Annotated in this window: 11 protein-coding genes; 2 read left to right on the top strand and 9 right to left on the bottom strand. The window is 61.8% G+C overall.

Annotation, left to right across the window (positions count from 1 at the left end; all coding sequences use genetic code 11):
- Positions 1-199 precede the first annotated feature (199 nt).
- The gene (locus IXW21_RS15285) at positions 200-1,366 is read right to left on the bottom strand and encodes a nucleotide sugar dehydrogenase (protein WP_194765118.1); all 1,167 of its coding nucleotides are present in this window, start codon (positions 1,364-1,366) and stop codon (positions 200-202) included.
- Positions 1,367-1,419: 53 nt separating this feature from the next.
- Here IXW21_RS15285 and IXW21_RS15280 point away from each other — a divergent pair, with 53 nt between their 5' ends.
- Together IXW21_RS15280 and IXW21_RS15275 are read left to right on the top strand one after the other, a co-directional pair.
- Complete coding sequence (locus IXW21_RS15280) at positions 1,420-3,750, top strand: glycosyltransferase (RefSeq protein ID WP_194765117.1); 2,331 nt, start codon at positions 1,420-1,422, stop codon at positions 3,748-3,750.
- Between the two features lie 126 nt (positions 3,751-3,876).
- Entirely contained in the window at positions 3,877-5,967 is a 2,091-nt protein-coding gene (locus IXW21_RS15275) for a glycosyltransferase (protein WP_194765116.1), read from the top strand.
- A gap of 276 nt (positions 5,968-6,243) precedes the next feature.
- Here the strand turns inward: IXW21_RS15275 and IXW21_RS15270 are convergent, their stop codons facing one another.
- The 8 genes from IXW21_RS15270 to rpsG form a co-directional block, all read right to left on the bottom strand.
- Complete coding sequence (locus IXW21_RS15270; protein ID WP_194765115.1) at positions 6,244-8,853, bottom strand: glycosyltransferase family 2 protein; 2,610 nt, start codon at positions 8,851-8,853, stop codon at positions 6,244-6,246.
- The gene (locus IXW21_RS18590; RefSeq protein ID WP_194765114.1) at positions 8,763-9,707 is read right to left on the bottom strand and encodes a class I SAM-dependent methyltransferase; all 945 of its coding nucleotides are present in this window, start codon (positions 9,705-9,707) and stop codon (positions 8,763-8,765) included. The genes IXW21_RS15270 and IXW21_RS18590 overlap by 91 nt, the downstream gene beginning before the upstream one ends.
- Before the next feature lie 622 nt (positions 9,708-10,329).
- Positions 10,330-11,049: a DUF6270 domain-containing protein gene (locus tag IXW21_RS15260; protein WP_194765113.1), complete on the bottom strand. Its 720-nt coding sequence runs from the start codon at positions 11,047-11,049 to the stop codon at positions 10,330-10,332.
- 116 nt (positions 11,050-11,165) lie between these two features.
- Positions 11,166-11,618: a VanZ family protein gene (locus IXW21_RS15255; RefSeq protein ID WP_323742274.1), complete on the bottom strand. Its 453-nt coding sequence runs from the start codon at positions 11,616-11,618 to the stop codon at positions 11,166-11,168.
- A gap of 45 nt (positions 11,619-11,663) precedes the next feature.
- Positions 11,664-11,825 (bottom strand): hypothetical protein, encoded by a 162-nt coding sequence (locus tag IXW21_RS15250; protein ID WP_194765111.1) that lies wholly within the window; start codon positions 11,823-11,825, stop codon positions 11,664-11,666.
- Positions 11,826-12,345: 520 nt separating this feature from the next.
- A complete protein-coding gene (gene tuf, locus IXW21_RS15245) occupies positions 12,346-13,536 on the bottom strand; it encodes an elongation factor Tu (RefSeq protein ID WP_194765110.1) in 1,191 nt (396 codons plus the stop codon).
- 149 nt (positions 13,537-13,685) lie between these two features.
- A complete protein-coding gene (gene fusA, locus IXW21_RS15240) occupies positions 13,686-15,803 on the bottom strand; it encodes an elongation factor G (RefSeq protein ID WP_194765109.1) in 2,118 nt (705 codons plus the stop codon).
- Positions 15,804-15,887: 84 nt separating this feature from the next.
- Positions 15,888-16,358: a 30S ribosomal protein S7 gene (rpsG, locus tag IXW21_RS15235; RefSeq protein WP_042538706.1), complete on the bottom strand. Its 471-nt coding sequence runs from the start codon at positions 16,356-16,358 to the stop codon at positions 15,888-15,890.
- Positions 16,359-16,363: the final 5 nt, after the last annotated feature.

Raw genomic sequence — 16,363 nt, 5'->3', positions numbered from 1 at the left:
TCGCCACGACTCCGCAAGGTACGCCCCCAATCGAGGGCGCGTCCCCACCTCGGTCAGACCGGCGGTCGCGGGCACAGCCAACGCTCCCATTCCGACTCCTTCACCTTTCCCGCCGCAACGCACGATGATTCTGCTGCACGGCGGCATATCGGATCATGCTACCCCACGGCGCGATTCGGTCGCCGCTAGCGTGCTGCGATCAGTCGCGGCCGTAGATGTCGCGCGTGTAGATCTTGTGCGCGACGTCGTCGAGCGCATCCGTCGAGCGGTTGGCGATGATGACGTCTACCCGGGCCTTGAACTCGTCGAGGTCGCGCACGACCTCGGAGTGGAAGAACTCGTCCTCGTCGAGCGACGGCTCGTAGACGACGACCTCGACGCCCTTCGCCTTGATGCGCTTCATGATGCCCTGGATCGACGAGGCGCGGAAGTTGTCCGATCCCGACTTCATGACGAGGCGGTAGACGCCGACCGTCCGAGGCGTGCGAGCAAGGATGTCGGACGCGACGAAGTCCTTGCGGGTGCTGTTTGCGTCGACGATCGCCGCTATCAGGTTCTGCGGCACCTCGGAGTAGTTGGCCAGCAGCTGCTTGGTGTCCTTGGGCAGACAGTAACCGCCGTATCCGAACGAGGGATTGTTGTAGTGCGACCCGATGCGGGGATCCAGTCCCACACCCTCGATGATCTGCTTCGTGTCGAGTCCGTGGACGGCCGCGTAGGTGTCGAGCTCGTTGAAGTACGCGACGCGTAGGGCGAGGTAAGTGTTGGCGAAGAGCTTGATGGCCTCGGCCTCAGTGGAGTCGGTGAGCAGCACCGGCACCTCCGTCGCGATCGCGCCCTCGAGCAGCAGGTCGGCGAACTGCTGCCCGGCGGGCCCGCGGTCGCCGACGACGATCCGAGACGGATGCAGGTTGTCGTACAGTGCGCGACCTTCGCGCAGGAACTCCGGCGAGAAGATGACGGTCGCCTGCGGGTGCTCCTCCTTCATGCGCGCGGTAAAACCGACAGGAACAGTGGACTTGATGACGATCACCGCGCCGGTGTTGATGGCGAGCACAGTGTCGATCACGGCCTCGACAGAAGACGTGTCGAAGTAATTGGTGACCTCGTCATAGTTCGTCGGCGTGGCGACGACGACGAAGTCGGCATCGCGATACGCCTGGTCGGTGTCGAGGGTAGGCGTCAGGTCGAGCTCGTGCGTGGCGAGGTAGTCTTCGAGCTCAACATCGGCAATCGGCGAGACACGACGGCTGAGCAGCGCGACCTTCTCGGGATCGATGTCGACGGCGAACACCTGATGGTGCTGGGCGAGGATGACGGCGTTGGACAGGCCCACGTACCCGGTCCCGGCGATGGCGATCTTCATGCCACCAGGCTATCGGTGTGTCGAGCCGAACCCGAGCGAGTAGAGTCGGGCCGATGACTGTGCCACTTGTCTCGATCGTTTTGCCGGTGTTCAACGATGTGACGACGATCGCCCTCGCTCTTGAGAGTGCGTTAACGCAGACTCTGAGTGACGTGGAGATTGTCTGCGTCGACGACGCTTCGACTGACGGTACGGATGCCGTCATCGAAGCCTTCGCAGGGCGAGACGACCGAGTGCGACTTCTCCGACACGCAAAGAATTCTTCCGCGTTTCAAGCACGCCGTACCGGTGTGCTCGCAGCACGCGCCGACTATCTCCTCTTCTTGGACGGCGATGATGAGCTCGTGTCGACTGCAGCGGAGCTGGGTCTAGCACTCGCCCGATCCGCGTCCGCAGACCTCATCGGCTTTGGGGTGAGCGTCGTTGAAGCCGATGGACGTACAGGGAACGCGTACGAGCGTCGCCTTCAGCCGGTCCATGACCAGCTTCGCGGCAATGCCGTATTGCGAGGTCTCTTCCCGATCGGAGAGCCTGCCCAGGGACAGCTCTGGCGATACCTCTTTCGTACCAGTATTCTGCGTACGGCTTACGCGGCACTTCCTGTCGACCTCTCTCTTCCCAGGATCAACGACCTGCCGCTGATGTTCCTCGTCGCCGCGCTTGCTGAGAGCTATGCCTCAACGAACGCGAAACTTTACCGCTACCACTTCGGTCGCGGCGGCAGCGGTCACCAAGTCGATTCTGTCGAACGCGCGGAGTTCTACGCCTCGGCAATACGATCGATCGATAGCATCCGCTCTGCGGTAGACATCATCGCCAACTCGCATGCGGACGGCGAGTTACTGAGAGCATCGTATGAGTCAGCACGGCTCTCGATCATCGGCTATGTCTGCTTTCAACTCGTAGAACGCAGCGACCCTGATGTCCTCAGCGCTGCACTGATTCACCTGGTATCTCTTGCCCCTGCCGAGGACATCATCCGTGGAGCGGCGCGCTTCTACCCCGTGACACTGAAAACTTTGAAGTATCACATGCCACGACCTTCGCTGGCTGGGCGCCAGGTTCGCAATGTCCTGCTGGCCACCTCGACGCTCAGAACCGGAGGTGTCTCAGCAGTGCTTGCTTCGCAGGCGCGATATTTGAGCGAAGCCGGTTATCACGTGATCGTGGTCGCGCGAAGTGCAGGCAGCGAGGCGGATGCCGTACCAGCCGGTGTGGATTTGATCCAGCTCACCTCCCGCGACCTACCTGGCCGACTCGCTGAATGGGGTCTGATTTGCCGCGAGCATGACATCGACGTGGTGATCGATCATCAGATGCTCTACACGCAGTACTGGCCGGAGTATGCCCTGGCGGCCCGTGCGGAGGGAGCTCTCACGATCGGATGGCTTCACAACTTCGTAGCCCGCCCGATCCTCGACGGCACCGATCGTCTCGCACTCATCGAAGCGTGCAGTAACACCCTCGCTCACATCACTGTGCTTTCCCCGCTTGACGTCGCATATTTTCGGCTTCGAGGTATCGACCACGTCTCCTATGCGCCTAACCCCCCGTCGTCGCTCTTGCTGGACAGCGTCGCGAAGGTACCCGAGAAGCACGCACCACGCGAGAAGCTCCGGCTCGTCTGGTGGGGTCGCTTAGAGCAGCAGACGAAGCAGGTGTACGAGCTGATCGAACTCGGAGTGCAACTGCGCGCACAGGGAGCGTCTTTCACGATCACGGTCATCGGCCCCGACTGGGACGATGTCACGGCGCGGAGCTTCAATGTTCGCGCCCGGCAGCACGGCGTGGCAGACGCCGTCGTCGCCATCGGACCTCGCCGAGGGAACGCGCTCGTGTCCGAGATCGATTCGGCCGATGCATTCGTGACGACGAGTCTCATTGAGGGGTACCAATTGACAATTGCGGAGGCGCAGTCACGCGGCCTCCCGGTGTTCATGTATGAGTTGCCCTGGCTGACACTGGTCAAGGACAACGAAGGGGTCGTGTCGGTTCCGCAGGGCGACGCGGCGGGGTTGGCTCGTCAAATCATCCTGTCGCTCGGCTCGGCAGAGATATACCGCAATCATTCGCGAGCCTCGCTGGAACGCGCCATGCTGGTGGTCGATCACGATTACCGGCGCCTTTACGAAGACCTGTTGAACGGCACGCCGTCCGCCGAGTTTCGCCCCCACCCTACGATGGACGACGCGCGCACGTTGCTCCGCCTCTTCGCCTTCTACGCAGCTCGGTCTCACCATCGGAACCGAACCAGGAATTCTACGACAAGCCTGGGAGCGAAGATCTGGCGCTGGGTAGCCCCGGCTGGCAAGCGGGTCATACGGCGCCTACCCGCACTTCGTCCGCTGGCGCATCGCGCAAAAGGGTGGCTTCGCGCGCGGTAGTGTTGCGTGGTACCGCTATGACCGCTGGCCTCGCTGGCACGTGGGATAGTGTCAGATACAACGTTTTCGTTCTAGTGGAGCTTCGAGGGACCGCCCCCAAGAGTTGCCCCAGATGAGGTCCGATCCGTGCACCAAGCCCCCGGCGTTTCCATTATTCTGCCTCTTGTCGGTCATGGGGGCGACGTTGCCGCCGCGCTCAATAGTTGTCTCTCGCAGACGCTGCCCGACGTCGAGATCATCTGCGTAGGCGATGAATCCACCCACGACAACGCCGCGATCGTCAGGACGCACGCAGTCAAGGATCCGCGCATCACGATGATTAGTCTTGATGCAGGGGTGTCTATGTTTCAAGCACAGCGTGCCGGGGTATTCGCGGCATCAGCACCTTTCGTGCTTTTCCTCTGCGGCGATGACGAACTCGCGCCACATGCGGCTGAGACCGCACGATCCTCCGCGATTCGCGAGAAGGCAGACGTCGTCGAATTCGGCGTCGCAGTTGTCACTCCCCGCAAGGACTCACCCCGTCGCTTCAAAGCCGCGCCGCAGCCTCGCCACCGTCTTCTGATCGCTCCCGATATCGTTCCGACGCTGTTCCCCGTTGGGGAGGTAGCAAGCGGACATCTGTGGCGATACTGCTTCTCGACATCTCTCCTTCGAGACACCTACGAGAACGTTCCCGAGCACCTGTCTCTCGATCGAGCGAACGACCTACCCATCGCCCTCCTCGCTCTCGCGCGAGCAGCGACCTATGTCTCGGTCCTCGACCGGCTCTACACACATCGCGCCCGTCGGTGTGCGAGCCAGCAGACGATGGGCGGCATCGAGCATTTCGCGCCTGTTTGCTACGATCTCGACCAGGTCGACCTCGATGGCCCCTCAGTGAGCGGGCTTTCTGCTGTTCTGACAGACCCGACCGGCCTGCTCGAATACTGCGATCCTGCACACATACGTATAGTCGCGTTCCAGAGGCCCGTTAAGGTCGCGCAGCAGAGCCTGCCCGGCGGCAACTGGAGCCAGGCAGAGGCAGAGATCACGGCCCTACGTCGCGAACGTGACCGCGCGTATCGAAAGGTCCAAGAGATCATGGAGGGCCCATCTTTCCGTGCCGGGCGAGCGCTGACCTTCCTCCCACGCAAGGCGCGCACTTTGGCCTCCTGGGCAAAGCGGACGGTTCGGCAGACGCTGAACACCGTGGCTGGAAGCACGCGGAGCCTGTCGCCGGCGACACCTCCGCCGCCGCTCTCCTCCGAAACACCCGCGCCGGCTCGGGTTGCCACACCCGATGTGAGCGTCATCGTTCCCGTTTTCAATTCCGAGCCCTGGCTTGCCGACTGCCTTTCGAGCGTACTCGCCCAGACTGACGTCAACCTTGAGCTGATCTGCATCAACGACGGGTCTACGGACGGCTCCGGAGCCATCCTTGAGCAGTTCGCCGAGCGCGACTCACGCGTGATCGTGATCGAACAGGCCAACAGCGGACAGTCCGTGGGCAGGAATCTTGGAGTCGAGCGGGCTTCTGGACGCTATGTAATATTTTTGGACAGTGATGACTACTGGCCCTACGACTCGCTCGCGGCACTGGTCCGACACGCTGACCAAGAGTCCCTCGACGTTTTGCTGTTCGATTGCGTGGCATTTCGAGACGGCGACGTCGAGGAGAAGACGTGGGAGTGGTACGCCGGTTACTATCAGCGAACCCACCTATATCAAGGCGTTCTGAGCGGGATGGATCTGATGTCCACGATGCGGCGCGGCCGCGACTACAGACCGCACGTCGGGCTCTATATGACACGAGCTGCATATGCGCGCGCCTCCGGGGTTCGTTTTATTCCTGGCATTGTCCACCAGGACAACCCTTACACCTTCCGCCTGCTAATGAATGCGGAACGAGCCGCGCACCACCGGATCAACGTATATGCACGCCGGATCCGGCCCGGCTCCACCATCACAACTCTCAATGCAGAGCGCTCTGCACGCGGATATTTTCTCGCTTACTTGGAGATGTCGCGAGAGGTGTGCCGCCATGGAAGCAAGATCGACCCAGCTATACACGACATCGTCGAATTTGTTCTCAAGGGTGCCCGTAAACAGTTCGCGCTCATCTCCGACTCCGCCGCCGAAGAGATCAAAGCGCTTGACATGAGCCAGGATGCGTTAGCCGTCTTCGAAAGCCTCCGAGGGAGCGCACACTCACCGAGCGACGCCACACGGCGGTAGAGCCGCGGCGGAGCCCTTCCAAGTGTCTTGCCGGCGGGCCAAACAGCGTCGCAGAGACAAGACCTGCTCGCGCAGGCAAGCATTGAGGTTCGCTGGGCTGGTCGGTTATCGTCACTCCGCACAAACCATTGTGTTCCGGGGATGGCTTCACGTTGTTACGTGGTTTCGATGGTGGGGGCAAGCGCAGTTATACAGATACACAGTTAAAATTGCATACCGCACTGCTGCGGCACCCCCACCACTCTCAGGCAGGCGTCCGCACCTCGCGAAGGGGAACTACCGCACCAGGGGGCGGGCGTCGAGAAGCAACGATGAAATTCGCGAGTAAAACGCTTCCGGGCCGAATCGCTCGCTCGCCACCAGAGCTGCCCTTTCCCTCTGTGCGTAGTACTCGTCCGGCGAAGCAATGAAGTGCTCGATCGTGGGAACAACGTCTTTCGGCTCCGCATAGACAGCTCCACCACCGAAATTAACGCTCATATACGGGGGCAGGATGACTACGCAACCCGCCGCCATAGCTTCCGCGGCCGCCATACCGAACGACTCCACCAACTCGGAGTTGTGCTGATAGACCCAGAACGGGAGATCCGCGAGGAACTCAGCCGGGGCGACTGACCCAAACGGGTGAACGACCCAATTCTTTGGGAACTGTCCGAGGAGTTTACGAGGCGTCTCCGCACCTCCAAGAACTCTAACCTCGAACTCGCCGGAAGTGGGGTAGCTCGCACTAAGCCGGGATACGTTCTCGGGCCACTTCGCGACGTGGTCTCGGCTGTGGCGCCCGATAACACGCGCAGGAGGCGGAACTCGGCGTTCCGGGTTCGTTTGGATCGAGACGATTCCTGGCCAGCTGTCCGGCAACATCGACTCCGCGGGCGTTTCTACTCTCATTGCGTCACGAATCAGCTCCGACTCTGGAGCAAACCTCGCGGCGCGACCAAAGATGACCTGCGCCATGTCCGCGACCTGCGGAAGGTCGTATATAGATCCGAGACCGTCATTTGTTCGCGGAGCGTGATTGACAATGACCACAAGTTCATCGGTGTGAACGCCTGAGCGAACCGGTTCGGGGTATTGAAGAACCGAGGGATGCCGCACCAACGTGAGCTTCGCATGCACCTCATCCAACGTTGAAACGACCGAGACCAAGGGACTCTGGGAGAGCGCGAGGAACTGAGGCCTGATGAATGCCTTGGGTCCGTTCACCGGCGAGGCGAGTTGCATCATCCCGACTCGGTAGCCTGCGCGCACGAGCAAGTCGATCTCGATAGCAGCGAGGGAGGAATTACCGCCCGGGAATCGGAAATCAGTCGCATAGAGAACATCCAACTCTACGACGTCTTGATCGTTCTTTGAGCCGATCATGTTGACGGGTGCGGAGAAGGGCCGGGGCGCTTCAGGGAACGCAGCCACATGGAGTGACTGCCCCTCGTCTTTCGCTCGAGTATGCCATTCGCGTGAAGACTGTTGGTACCAGAGACGTCGCCGATCGATGTAGCCGCGAGCGATCTCGCCTGATGTGAGCGAATCTGGCCTCACGCGGAGGAACGAAAGAATGTCTTCCCCCGCCACACCTGAAGCATCAGCACCGAACTCGGCCTTGAGTCGATCGTGGAATTCCGCATCCGCACTGCGGTTCACCAAATCCCAGAAGCCAATTCTGTCTATTACCGGCGAACGACGGAACATAAGCGACGAGTAGTTGGGCTGCGTGAAGACCGGGTTGTTATTGATCCTTGTGAACACGAGATCTGGCGTTGCGCGAGAGAGGAGCGACATATTCGCAACCAAAGACGGCCTAGCGAGAAGTTGACGAACCTGTGTTTCGATCTTCCGGGGGTGGGACCAATCATCATCGTCGTGAACCGTGATAAAGTCGCCCGTCGCCAGGTAAGAAATGGCGTAATTTCGAGCGCGGTAAGTACCCCCATTTACATCCATCTTGTGCACGCGAATTCGTGCGTCGCGCGCCTCCCAATCGAACAGGTATTTATCGTTGGTTTCCGGCGACGCATCATCCATCACGAGTATCTCGATATTGCGCCAGGTCTGATTCACCAACGATCGTAGCGCGGTCGCAATTCGCGGACCGCTATTGAACGTCGGCACGATTACCGTGACTTTTGCACTATGGACGATGTGCTCAGATGGACCCGAAATAATTCGGTCGAAAAGTGGGCCTTCACCCGGCGCAAAGGAGATGGTTTCGATGCCGGACTTGCGGTAACCCGAGTTCACGAGGTCGAGCCAATGCTCGGATGCCATCGCGGCGTGCGTGCTCCGGTCACGGTTCGCCCATACGTTGGCTTTCAACAGATCCGACTGGTTGCGGTCGAGGGTCGAGACCTTGAACAGGCGGGAGTACTTCTCGGTGTCGCGGACCCAGCCGAGTGCGGCTAGTGCCTCAAGGAAGACCAGCCGATCGACTCGCTTGAGCGCCCCCGTGCCGAACACACGGTTCGTGAACTTGAAGAGCTGAACCGCGTTGTAAGTTTCCTCCGGATCAGAAGACTGATTCGCCACGACTCGGGCGAGCGACAGCAGAGCCCGCACGTCGTATTCCGCCCGCAGTCTCGAATTGTCGGGACTGGGGTTCTTGGCTTCATCGATCACACGAGCGATGAGGCCCTCAAAATTGTAAGTCCCGCGAGATGCAGCCAATGCGTACGCATTGCGCGTCTCCTTGGTGCGCGCTTGGAGCGTAAAGGTTTCTAGGTTTCCGGGGCCGGCGAGAAGGATGCGACGCGCGTACTCCGCATCAGCCCCCTCCATGTCTCCGAGCTTGCCAAAGGCAGTCATTCGGTCGCCTTCCCAGGCCGGGCGTAGTTCAAGATCGCGGATCTTCCTACCGGCCCAGCCATTGTCACGCCGGGAACCGTCAGCCACTTCGCGAGCATATCCGACTCGCCCGGACGATCAATGTCGTCAACGATGATCGTCGCGTTGTCGGCAAGCCTGTCGACAAGCAACGGCAGTGCGGGGTAACGGGCACCTGGGTCCTTGCCGGCTGGCGGCCCGTCAACAACGAGAAGAGCGATGTTGCTTACTCCTGCAATCCAGTCGGTCGCGTACCAGTCAAACGGCTTTCCGTCGATCTCCACCGCTCGCAATGGTGCGAGTACAACGTCTGCGGCGGCGGATACGCCCGTGTCTTCGAGATGCATCTGAGTCTTCGCCGCAAAAAGTTCACTATGGTCGATCGCGACGTACCTCGGCGGACTCGTCCGCTGAGACAGGGCATAAGCGATCCATACGGTCGAAACTCCCGATCCCAGTTCTACGATCGTCGATTCCGGCCCGAGTTTGCATGCGAAAGACCTCATCAGCCTCACCGTGAGCGGAGACATCGCCCATGAATCGAACGGGGGGAGGTGGGGGACATCTGCAGTTGCGTTGAGAAGCGCGAGCGCCGATATCTCCGCGACGATGCGGCGTTCAAGCGAGTGAGAGTTGCCTCCGTCGAGAGCTCTCGCGAGTCTAGTGTCGACAGCCGCGACAGCGGCGACAGCGGCCGATAGTCCCTCTCGGGTCTCCGACGCATTCGCGCGCAGTTGCTCGTCGCCGGCTGCGACCGCTGACGAGAGAGCGGCTGACGCTGCCGCGATCTCCCTTCCCATTTCAATCAGACGCTCGTTCTGAGCATTGATGCCCGCAAGCGCTTCATGTGCAACGTGCTCTACCTCATTAATGCGCTCGCTCGACTCCAGCGTGCGCTCTCCCAACCAGGTGAACTGCGCCACAGTGCGACCCACCTGCTCGCGCAGGAGCGCGAGAGCGGGACGCGCATCAGCCTGATTCACACTCACGGGGCGTTCAACCGGCTGTCGGTACTGAGTAAGGCGCGTGACCGCGTCTCTAGCCGCAGCCGACTGCTTGATCAGCACAAGGCCGAGCAGCGCGACCACCGCGACTAGAGGCAGAAGCCATCCCTGTCCGGCGAGAACTAGAAGAACGACTTGAAGCAGGGACAGCAAGACCAGGAGAAGTGAAGCTACCTGGCGCGCTCGCCCTAGTGACTCCCAAGCTTTGCTGATGCGGTTCAAGTTGCCGTCCCCCGTCTGCGCTGTAGACGTCGCGCTAACATACTGAAATATTGCTTAATGGCCGGCAGTGGTTAATCACGGGGCCCTGGCGACGTGTACGCGCCGCGTTCGATGGTATCAGTGGTCACAGGCCTACTCTTCCGACGGAAGCATCGATCGTGCGCACAGGATCGTGGGAGCCTCACCATGGCGAGCGCTGTCATCTTCTCCGCCCGGAGTAGCCCGCTGCGCGCCTTCGGTCTCGCGCTGTCAGCGGACCCCTTGCGGGTGTATGTCCGGGACCGGCGAAGGTATCTCGAAGCGGGTCGCGGCGACGCCGCTAGAGCAGAGCACTCACGGCTTCGAGACTTGCGTGGTAGGTGTCCGGAGCATAGTGGAATGGCGCCGTACCCCACTTGTGCGTGTTCGCCTGGAGAACGCGTGCGGGGTTGGGGTGTGCAACTTGAATCCCTCGAGCCGCCACCTCTTCGCTGTAGTCCTGAAGCAGGACGTTGAACGCACGGGGATCGATGTTCTGGGCCGAGGTATCTCGTCCGTCCTCGTCCTTCGTTGCCCAGGGAATCGCGTTCAGGATGACGCGATCTTTGACACCAGCGGCCTCGAGACGCTCGACGAACGTGTCGAGAGCGCCCAACCAGAGCTCTCGATGAGCCGCGCTACCAACCCGAACGGGCGCGCCGAGCTTATCTGCACCTCGGTAAATCCCGTTCTCGTAGTTGACGACTCTGCTGACATAACCACCCGACGGGACCCGGTAAACACCGAGCCGCTCATCGGTGATATCCCATAGAACGATGTCGTAGGCATTGGGATCTGCGGTGAGCTTACCAATCACATTGCCGACGATGTCACCGTCCGCCATCCGTTTCTGGAACGGGGACGCGATTGCCCCAGTGTTGAAGTCGCTGGGGCGCGCGGGCGCAGTGGCTGAGATCAACGACTGTCGCGCGATATACCCGGTCATGTCCAGGCCGTATTCAGGCCAGTGCTCCACGCCGTCTCGGGTAACGCACGAACCATAGATGAATACGCGATGCATGGTCTCAATCTACAAGGGCGAAACGATTCTCGCTGGTGCGGCGATCGCGAGATCCTTCAGGTGCAACGCGGGAACTGAGCGTCCTCTTGTGACGTCACTCGATCTCAGGTGACTCTTCACACCGGGATCCGCACCGTCGGCGCATCCCCCGTGTTCCAGAAGTCGGCATCCAGCACCCGCGTGACAGGGTCGGGCTCGTCCGCCGCGACGTACGCGGGAGCCCCCTGCACCGGACGAGCGGCGGCACGCGCGGCGTTCTGACGCTGCAGCTCGGCGGCCGCGGCCCGTCGCTCCCAGAGCTCCCTTTCGATCTTGGTGCGGTCCCTCTTGTGGATCATCGCTCGGAGGATCATCGCGAGCAGGAGCCCCAGGTATCCGCCGATGGTGTTCGACAGCACGTCCAGCACGGTCGAGACGCGCTCGTCGAGCGCGATTCCCTGCGTGAACTCGATCGCGCCGGAGAACGCGGGCAGCAGGAAGAGCGCAACCCACCAGGCCCTGCGTGCGAGGGCGAGACCGAGCAGGAAGCCGAGAGGCACGAACATGCCGATGTTGGCGACGAATTCGATCTCGTTGTAGCCGAACGACTCCGATACTCCGAGGTTGTGCAGCGCTCAAAGCACGCGCGAGGCGATGCCGCCGAACTCGAGCTGCTCGGGCTTCGGCCACATCGTCACGACGAGCACGAAGCCCGTGTACACGATCAGAAGCAGCGTCGAGACCCACAGGCGCGCGTAGCTGCGCGGTGGCGGCGGACCCACGTGGATCTGTGACATGGTCGCGTTCCTCTCCTGCCCGGGATCGGGCGACGGCGGCCCGGAGTGCGAGCTCGAGTCATGGTACCGAGCGCAGGTCACGGATCCCCGCGAAGATGCCCAGAGCGGCTGTTTTGACGCGTCTCCGGCATCCATCATGGTGCGGGGTCGGGTTCCCGGCCCGACCCCCGCATCCGTCAGCATGTGCATTCCCCGGTGGAAAGAAGACTGCGGCATTCGCCCTTCTCCCCTGCACCCTGAATGACGCTCCCCGACATCCAGGCGCTGCCCCTGACACGACGCAATCGTCCGTCTCAGCGAGGGCGGGGGCCGCTCGCCGGCGTCCGATATCTCGCGCCTTCCCCTTGCCACGGCGCGATCACGTGTATTGCGCGTACGCAACGCTGATCAGAATACAAGAAGCATGGACTTCTATGCAATCGTATAGAGATTTGTTACAGAGGATGCGCGCCGCACCTCCCCCGGGTACGACAAAGGGGCCGGACCCGAAGGTCCGACCCCTGTGCCAGAAAGCAGATGCTTACTTGATGATCTTCGTGACCGTACCAGCGCCGACGGTACGTCCACCCTCACGGATGGCGAAGCCGAGGCCCTCTTCCATGGCGATCGGCTGGATCAGCTCGACCGTCACGTCAGTGGTGTCGCCGGGCATGACCATCTCGGTGCCCTCGGGCAGCGTGATGACGCCGGTGACGTCGGTGGTGCGGAAGTAGAACTGCGGGCGGTAGTTCGTGTAGAAGGGGTTGTGACGCCCACCCTCATCCTTGGACAGGATGTACGCGGTGCCCGCGAAGTCGGTGTGCGGCGTGACCGAACCCGGCTTGACGATGACCTGACCGCGCTCCACGTCTTCACGCTTCGTGCCACGGAGCAGGAGACCACAGTTCTCGCCGGCCCATGCCTCGTCGAGCTGCTTGTGGAACATCTCGATACCCGTGACCGTGGTCTTGACGGTCGGACGGAGTCCGACGATCTCGACCTCGGAGTTGATGGCCAGCGTGCCACGCTCGGCGCGGCCGGTGACGACGGTTCCACGACCGGTGATCGTGAAGACGTCCTCGACGGGCATCAGGAACGGCTTGTCCTTGTCGCGCACGGGGTCCGGAACGTTCTCGTCCACGGCCTCCATGAGGTCCAGGATCGCCTGGGTCCACTTCTCGTCGCCCTCGAGCGCCTTGAGAGCGGACACGCGGACGACAGGAGCGTCCTCAGCGAAGCCCTGCGATGCGAGCAGCTCGGAGACCTCGAGCTCGACGAGCTCCAGGATCTCCTCGTCGTCGACCATGTCGGACTTGTTCAGCGCGACCAGCAGGTACGGCACGCCGACCTGCTTGGCGAGCAGCACGTGCTCACGCGTCTGAGCCATCGGGCCGTCGGTGGCGGCGACCACGAGGATCGCGCCGTCCATCTGAGCCGCACCGGTGATCATGTTCTTGACGTAGTCGGCGTGGCCGGGGGCGTCAACGTGTGCGTAGTGGCGCTTCGGGGTCTCGTACTCGATGTGCGAGATGTTGATGGTGATACCACGCTGGCGCTCTTCCGGCGCCGAGTCGATGGAAGCGAAGTCGCGCTGCACGTTGGTGTCGGAGGGGTACTTGTCAGCAAGCACCTTCGAGATCGCTGCGGAGAGCGTGGTCTTGCCGTGGTCGACGTGACCGATCGTTCCGATGTTGACGTGCGGCTTGGTCCGCTCGAACTTGGCCTTAGCCACTTGGTCCTCCTCAGGACGTCGTGTAGAGGTGTCCGGGCACTGGATTGCGACCGGATCTCTACGGGTTTAGGTTCTCAGTTTAGTAGAGAGGGAATGTGAAGTTGTAGGGGACCTGAGAGCCGAGCCGGAGCCCGGCTCTCAGGAAAGTGTTACTCGCCGCCCTGGTGCTTCTGGACGATCTCGTCGGCCACAGCGCGGGGAACCTCAGCGTAGCTGTTGAACTCCATCGAGTAGACGGCGCGACCCGAGGTCTTCGAGCGCAGGTCGCCGATGTATCCGAACATCTCGGACAGCGGGACGTGTGCACGGACGACCTTGACGCCTGCGGCGTCTTCCATCGACTGGATCTGGCCACGACGCGAGTTCAGGTCACCGATGACGTCACCCATGTACTCCTCGGGAGTACGCACCTCGACCGCCATGAGCGGCTCGAGGAGCACGGGGTTCGCCCGACGCAGAGCTTCCTTGAAGCCCATGGAACCTGCGATCTTGAACGCCATCTCCGAGGAGTCGACGTCGTGAGCAGCACCGTCGACGATCGTCGCCTTGACGCCGACGATCGGGTAGCCGGCGAGCACGCCGACGTTCATGGCGTCCTGGAAACCGGCGTCGATCGAGCCGATGTACTCACGCGGGATGCGACCACCGGTGACGGCGTTGACGAATTCGTACGTCTTCTCGTCGTCGAGGTCGAGCGGCTCGATGTTGAACTGGATCTTCGCGAACTGACCCGAACCACCGGTCTGCTTCTTGTGCGTGTAGTCGTGCTTCTCGACGGCCTTGCGGATCGTCTCGCGGTACGCGACCTGCGGCTTTCCGACGTTGGCCTCGACGTTGAACTCGCGCTTCATGCGGTCGACGAGGATGTCGAGGTGCAGCTCGCCCATGCCCTTGATGGTCGTCTGACCGGTCTCGGGGTTGAGCTCCGTGCGGAAGGTCGGGTCCTCTTCAGCGAGCTTCTGGATGGCGACACCCAGCTTCTCCTGGTCGGCCTTGGTCTTCGGCTCGATGGCGACCTCGATGACGGGCTCGGGGAACGTCATCGACTCGAGGACGACCGGCGAGGTCGGGTCGGTCAGGGTGTCACCGGTGGTGGTGTCCTTCAGACCGATGACGGCGTAGATGTTGCCCGCCGTGACCGCGGGGACCGGGATCTCCTTGTTGGCGTGCATCTGGAAGATCTTTCCGATGCGCTCCTTCTTGCCCTTGGTCGAGTTGATGACCTGAGCACCGGAGTCGAGCTGACCCGAGTAGACGCGCACGTAGGTGAGGCGACCGAAGAACGGGTGCACCGCGACCTTGAACGCGAGGGCTGCGAACGGGTCCTTCGCGTCGGGGTGACGCTCGATGATCGTGTCGTAGTCCTTGGGGTCGTGCGCCTGGATCGAGCCCACGTCGAGCGGGTTCGGCAGGTAGTCGACGACCGCATCGAGCATCGGCTGGACGCCACGGTTCTTGAAGGCCGAACCGCAGAGCACCGGGTAGATCTCGGAAGCCACGGTGAGCTTGCGGATCGCGCCCTTGATCTCGGCGACGGTCAGCTCTTCGCCACCGAAGAACTTCTCGAGCAGAGCGTCGTCGGTCTCGGCGACGGTCTCGAGGAGCTGCTGACGGTACTCGTCGGCCTTGTCCTTGAGGTCGGCCGGGATCTCCTGGATCTCGTAGGAGGCACCCATGGTGACGTCACCCTTGGAGTCACCCGCCCAGACGAGCGCGCGCATCTCGACGAGGTCGACGACGCCGATGAAGTCGTTCTCCGCGCCGATGGGCAGCTGGATGACCAGCGGCTTGGCGCCGAGGCGGTTGATGATGGTGTCGACGGTGAAGTAGAAGTCCGCGCCGAGCTTGTCCATCTTGTTGACGAAGCAGATGCGGGGGACGTTGTACTTGTCGGCCTGACGCCACACGGTCTCGGACTGGGGCTCGACGCCCTCCTTGCCGTCGAACACGGCGACAGCACCGTCGAGGACGCGGAGCGAACGCTCCACCTCGACCGTGAAGTCCACGTGACCGGGGGTGTCGATGATGTTGATCTGGTTCTTGTTCCAGTAGCAGGTCACGGCGGCAGACGTGATCGTGATGCCGCGCTCCTTCTCCTGCTCCATCCAGTCGGTGGTCGAGGCACCGTCGTGGGTCTCGCCGAGCTTGTGGTTGACGCCCGTGTAGAACAGGATGCGCTCGGTCGTGGTGGTCTTGCCAGCATCGATGTGAGCCATGATGCCGATGTTCCGAACCTTGCTCAGGTCGGTGAGCACGTCTTGTGCCACAGGAGTGTCCTTATCTTTTTGGCAGTCGTACTGCGAAGAGGGGGTGCCCGCCCCCGGCGTGTGGCCGGGGGCGGGCGAAGCTGTTTACCAGCGGTAGTGAGCGAATGCGCGGTTCGACTCGGCCATCTTGTGAGTGTCTTCACGGCGCTTGACCGCGGCACCCAGGCCGTTCGACGCGTCCAGGATCTCGTTCTGGAGACGCTCGGTCATCGTCTTCTCACGACGACCCTTGGCGTAGCTGACGAGCCAGCGCAGTGCGAGGGTGTTCGCACGGTGCGGCTTGACCTCGACCGGAACCTGGTAGGTCGAGCCACCGACGCGGCGGCTCTTGACCTCGAGAGTCGGGCGCACGTTGTCGAGCGCCTTCTTCAGAGTGGCGACGGCGTCCTGACCGTTCTTCGCCTCGACACCCTTGAGGGCGTTGTAGACGATCGACTCGGCGAGCGACTTCTTGCCGTCGACCAGGATCTTGTTGACCAGCTGGCTGACGATCGGAGCGCCGTATACCGGGTCGTTGACGACGGGACGCTTGGGGGCGGGACCCTTACGAGGCATTGGAC

The sequence above is a fragment of the Microbacterium sp. UFMG61 genome (assembly GCF_015354505.1).
Classification (GTDB): domain Bacteria; phylum Actinomycetota; class Actinomycetes; order Actinomycetales; family Microbacteriaceae; genus Microbacterium.
Note: the sequence above shows the minus strand (reverse complement) of the source record. Positions and strands in the feature narration are given on the sequence as shown.

Bases quoted from the DNA above. Each gene is read 5' to 3' on its own strand.
- IXW21_RS15250 (WP_194765111.1), bottom strand. From the start codon at position 11,825: ATGTCACAGATCCACGTGGGTCCGCCGCCACCGCGCAGCTACGCGCGC.
- rpsG (WP_042538706.1), bottom strand. From the start codon at position 16,358: ATGCCTCGTAAGGGTCCCGCCCCCAAGCGTCCCGTCGTCAACGACCCG.
- IXW21_RS15285 (WP_194765118.1), bottom strand. From the start codon at position 1,366: ATGAAGATCGCCATCGCCGGGACCGGGTACGTGGGCCTGTCCAACGCC.
- IXW21_RS15280 (WP_194765117.1), top strand. From the start codon at position 1,420: ATGACTGTGCCACTTGTCTCGATCGTTTTGCCGGTGTTCAACGATGTG.
- IXW21_RS15260 (WP_194765113.1), bottom strand. From the start codon at position 11,049: ATGCATCGCGTATTCATCTATGGTTCGTGCGTTACCCGAGACGGCGTG.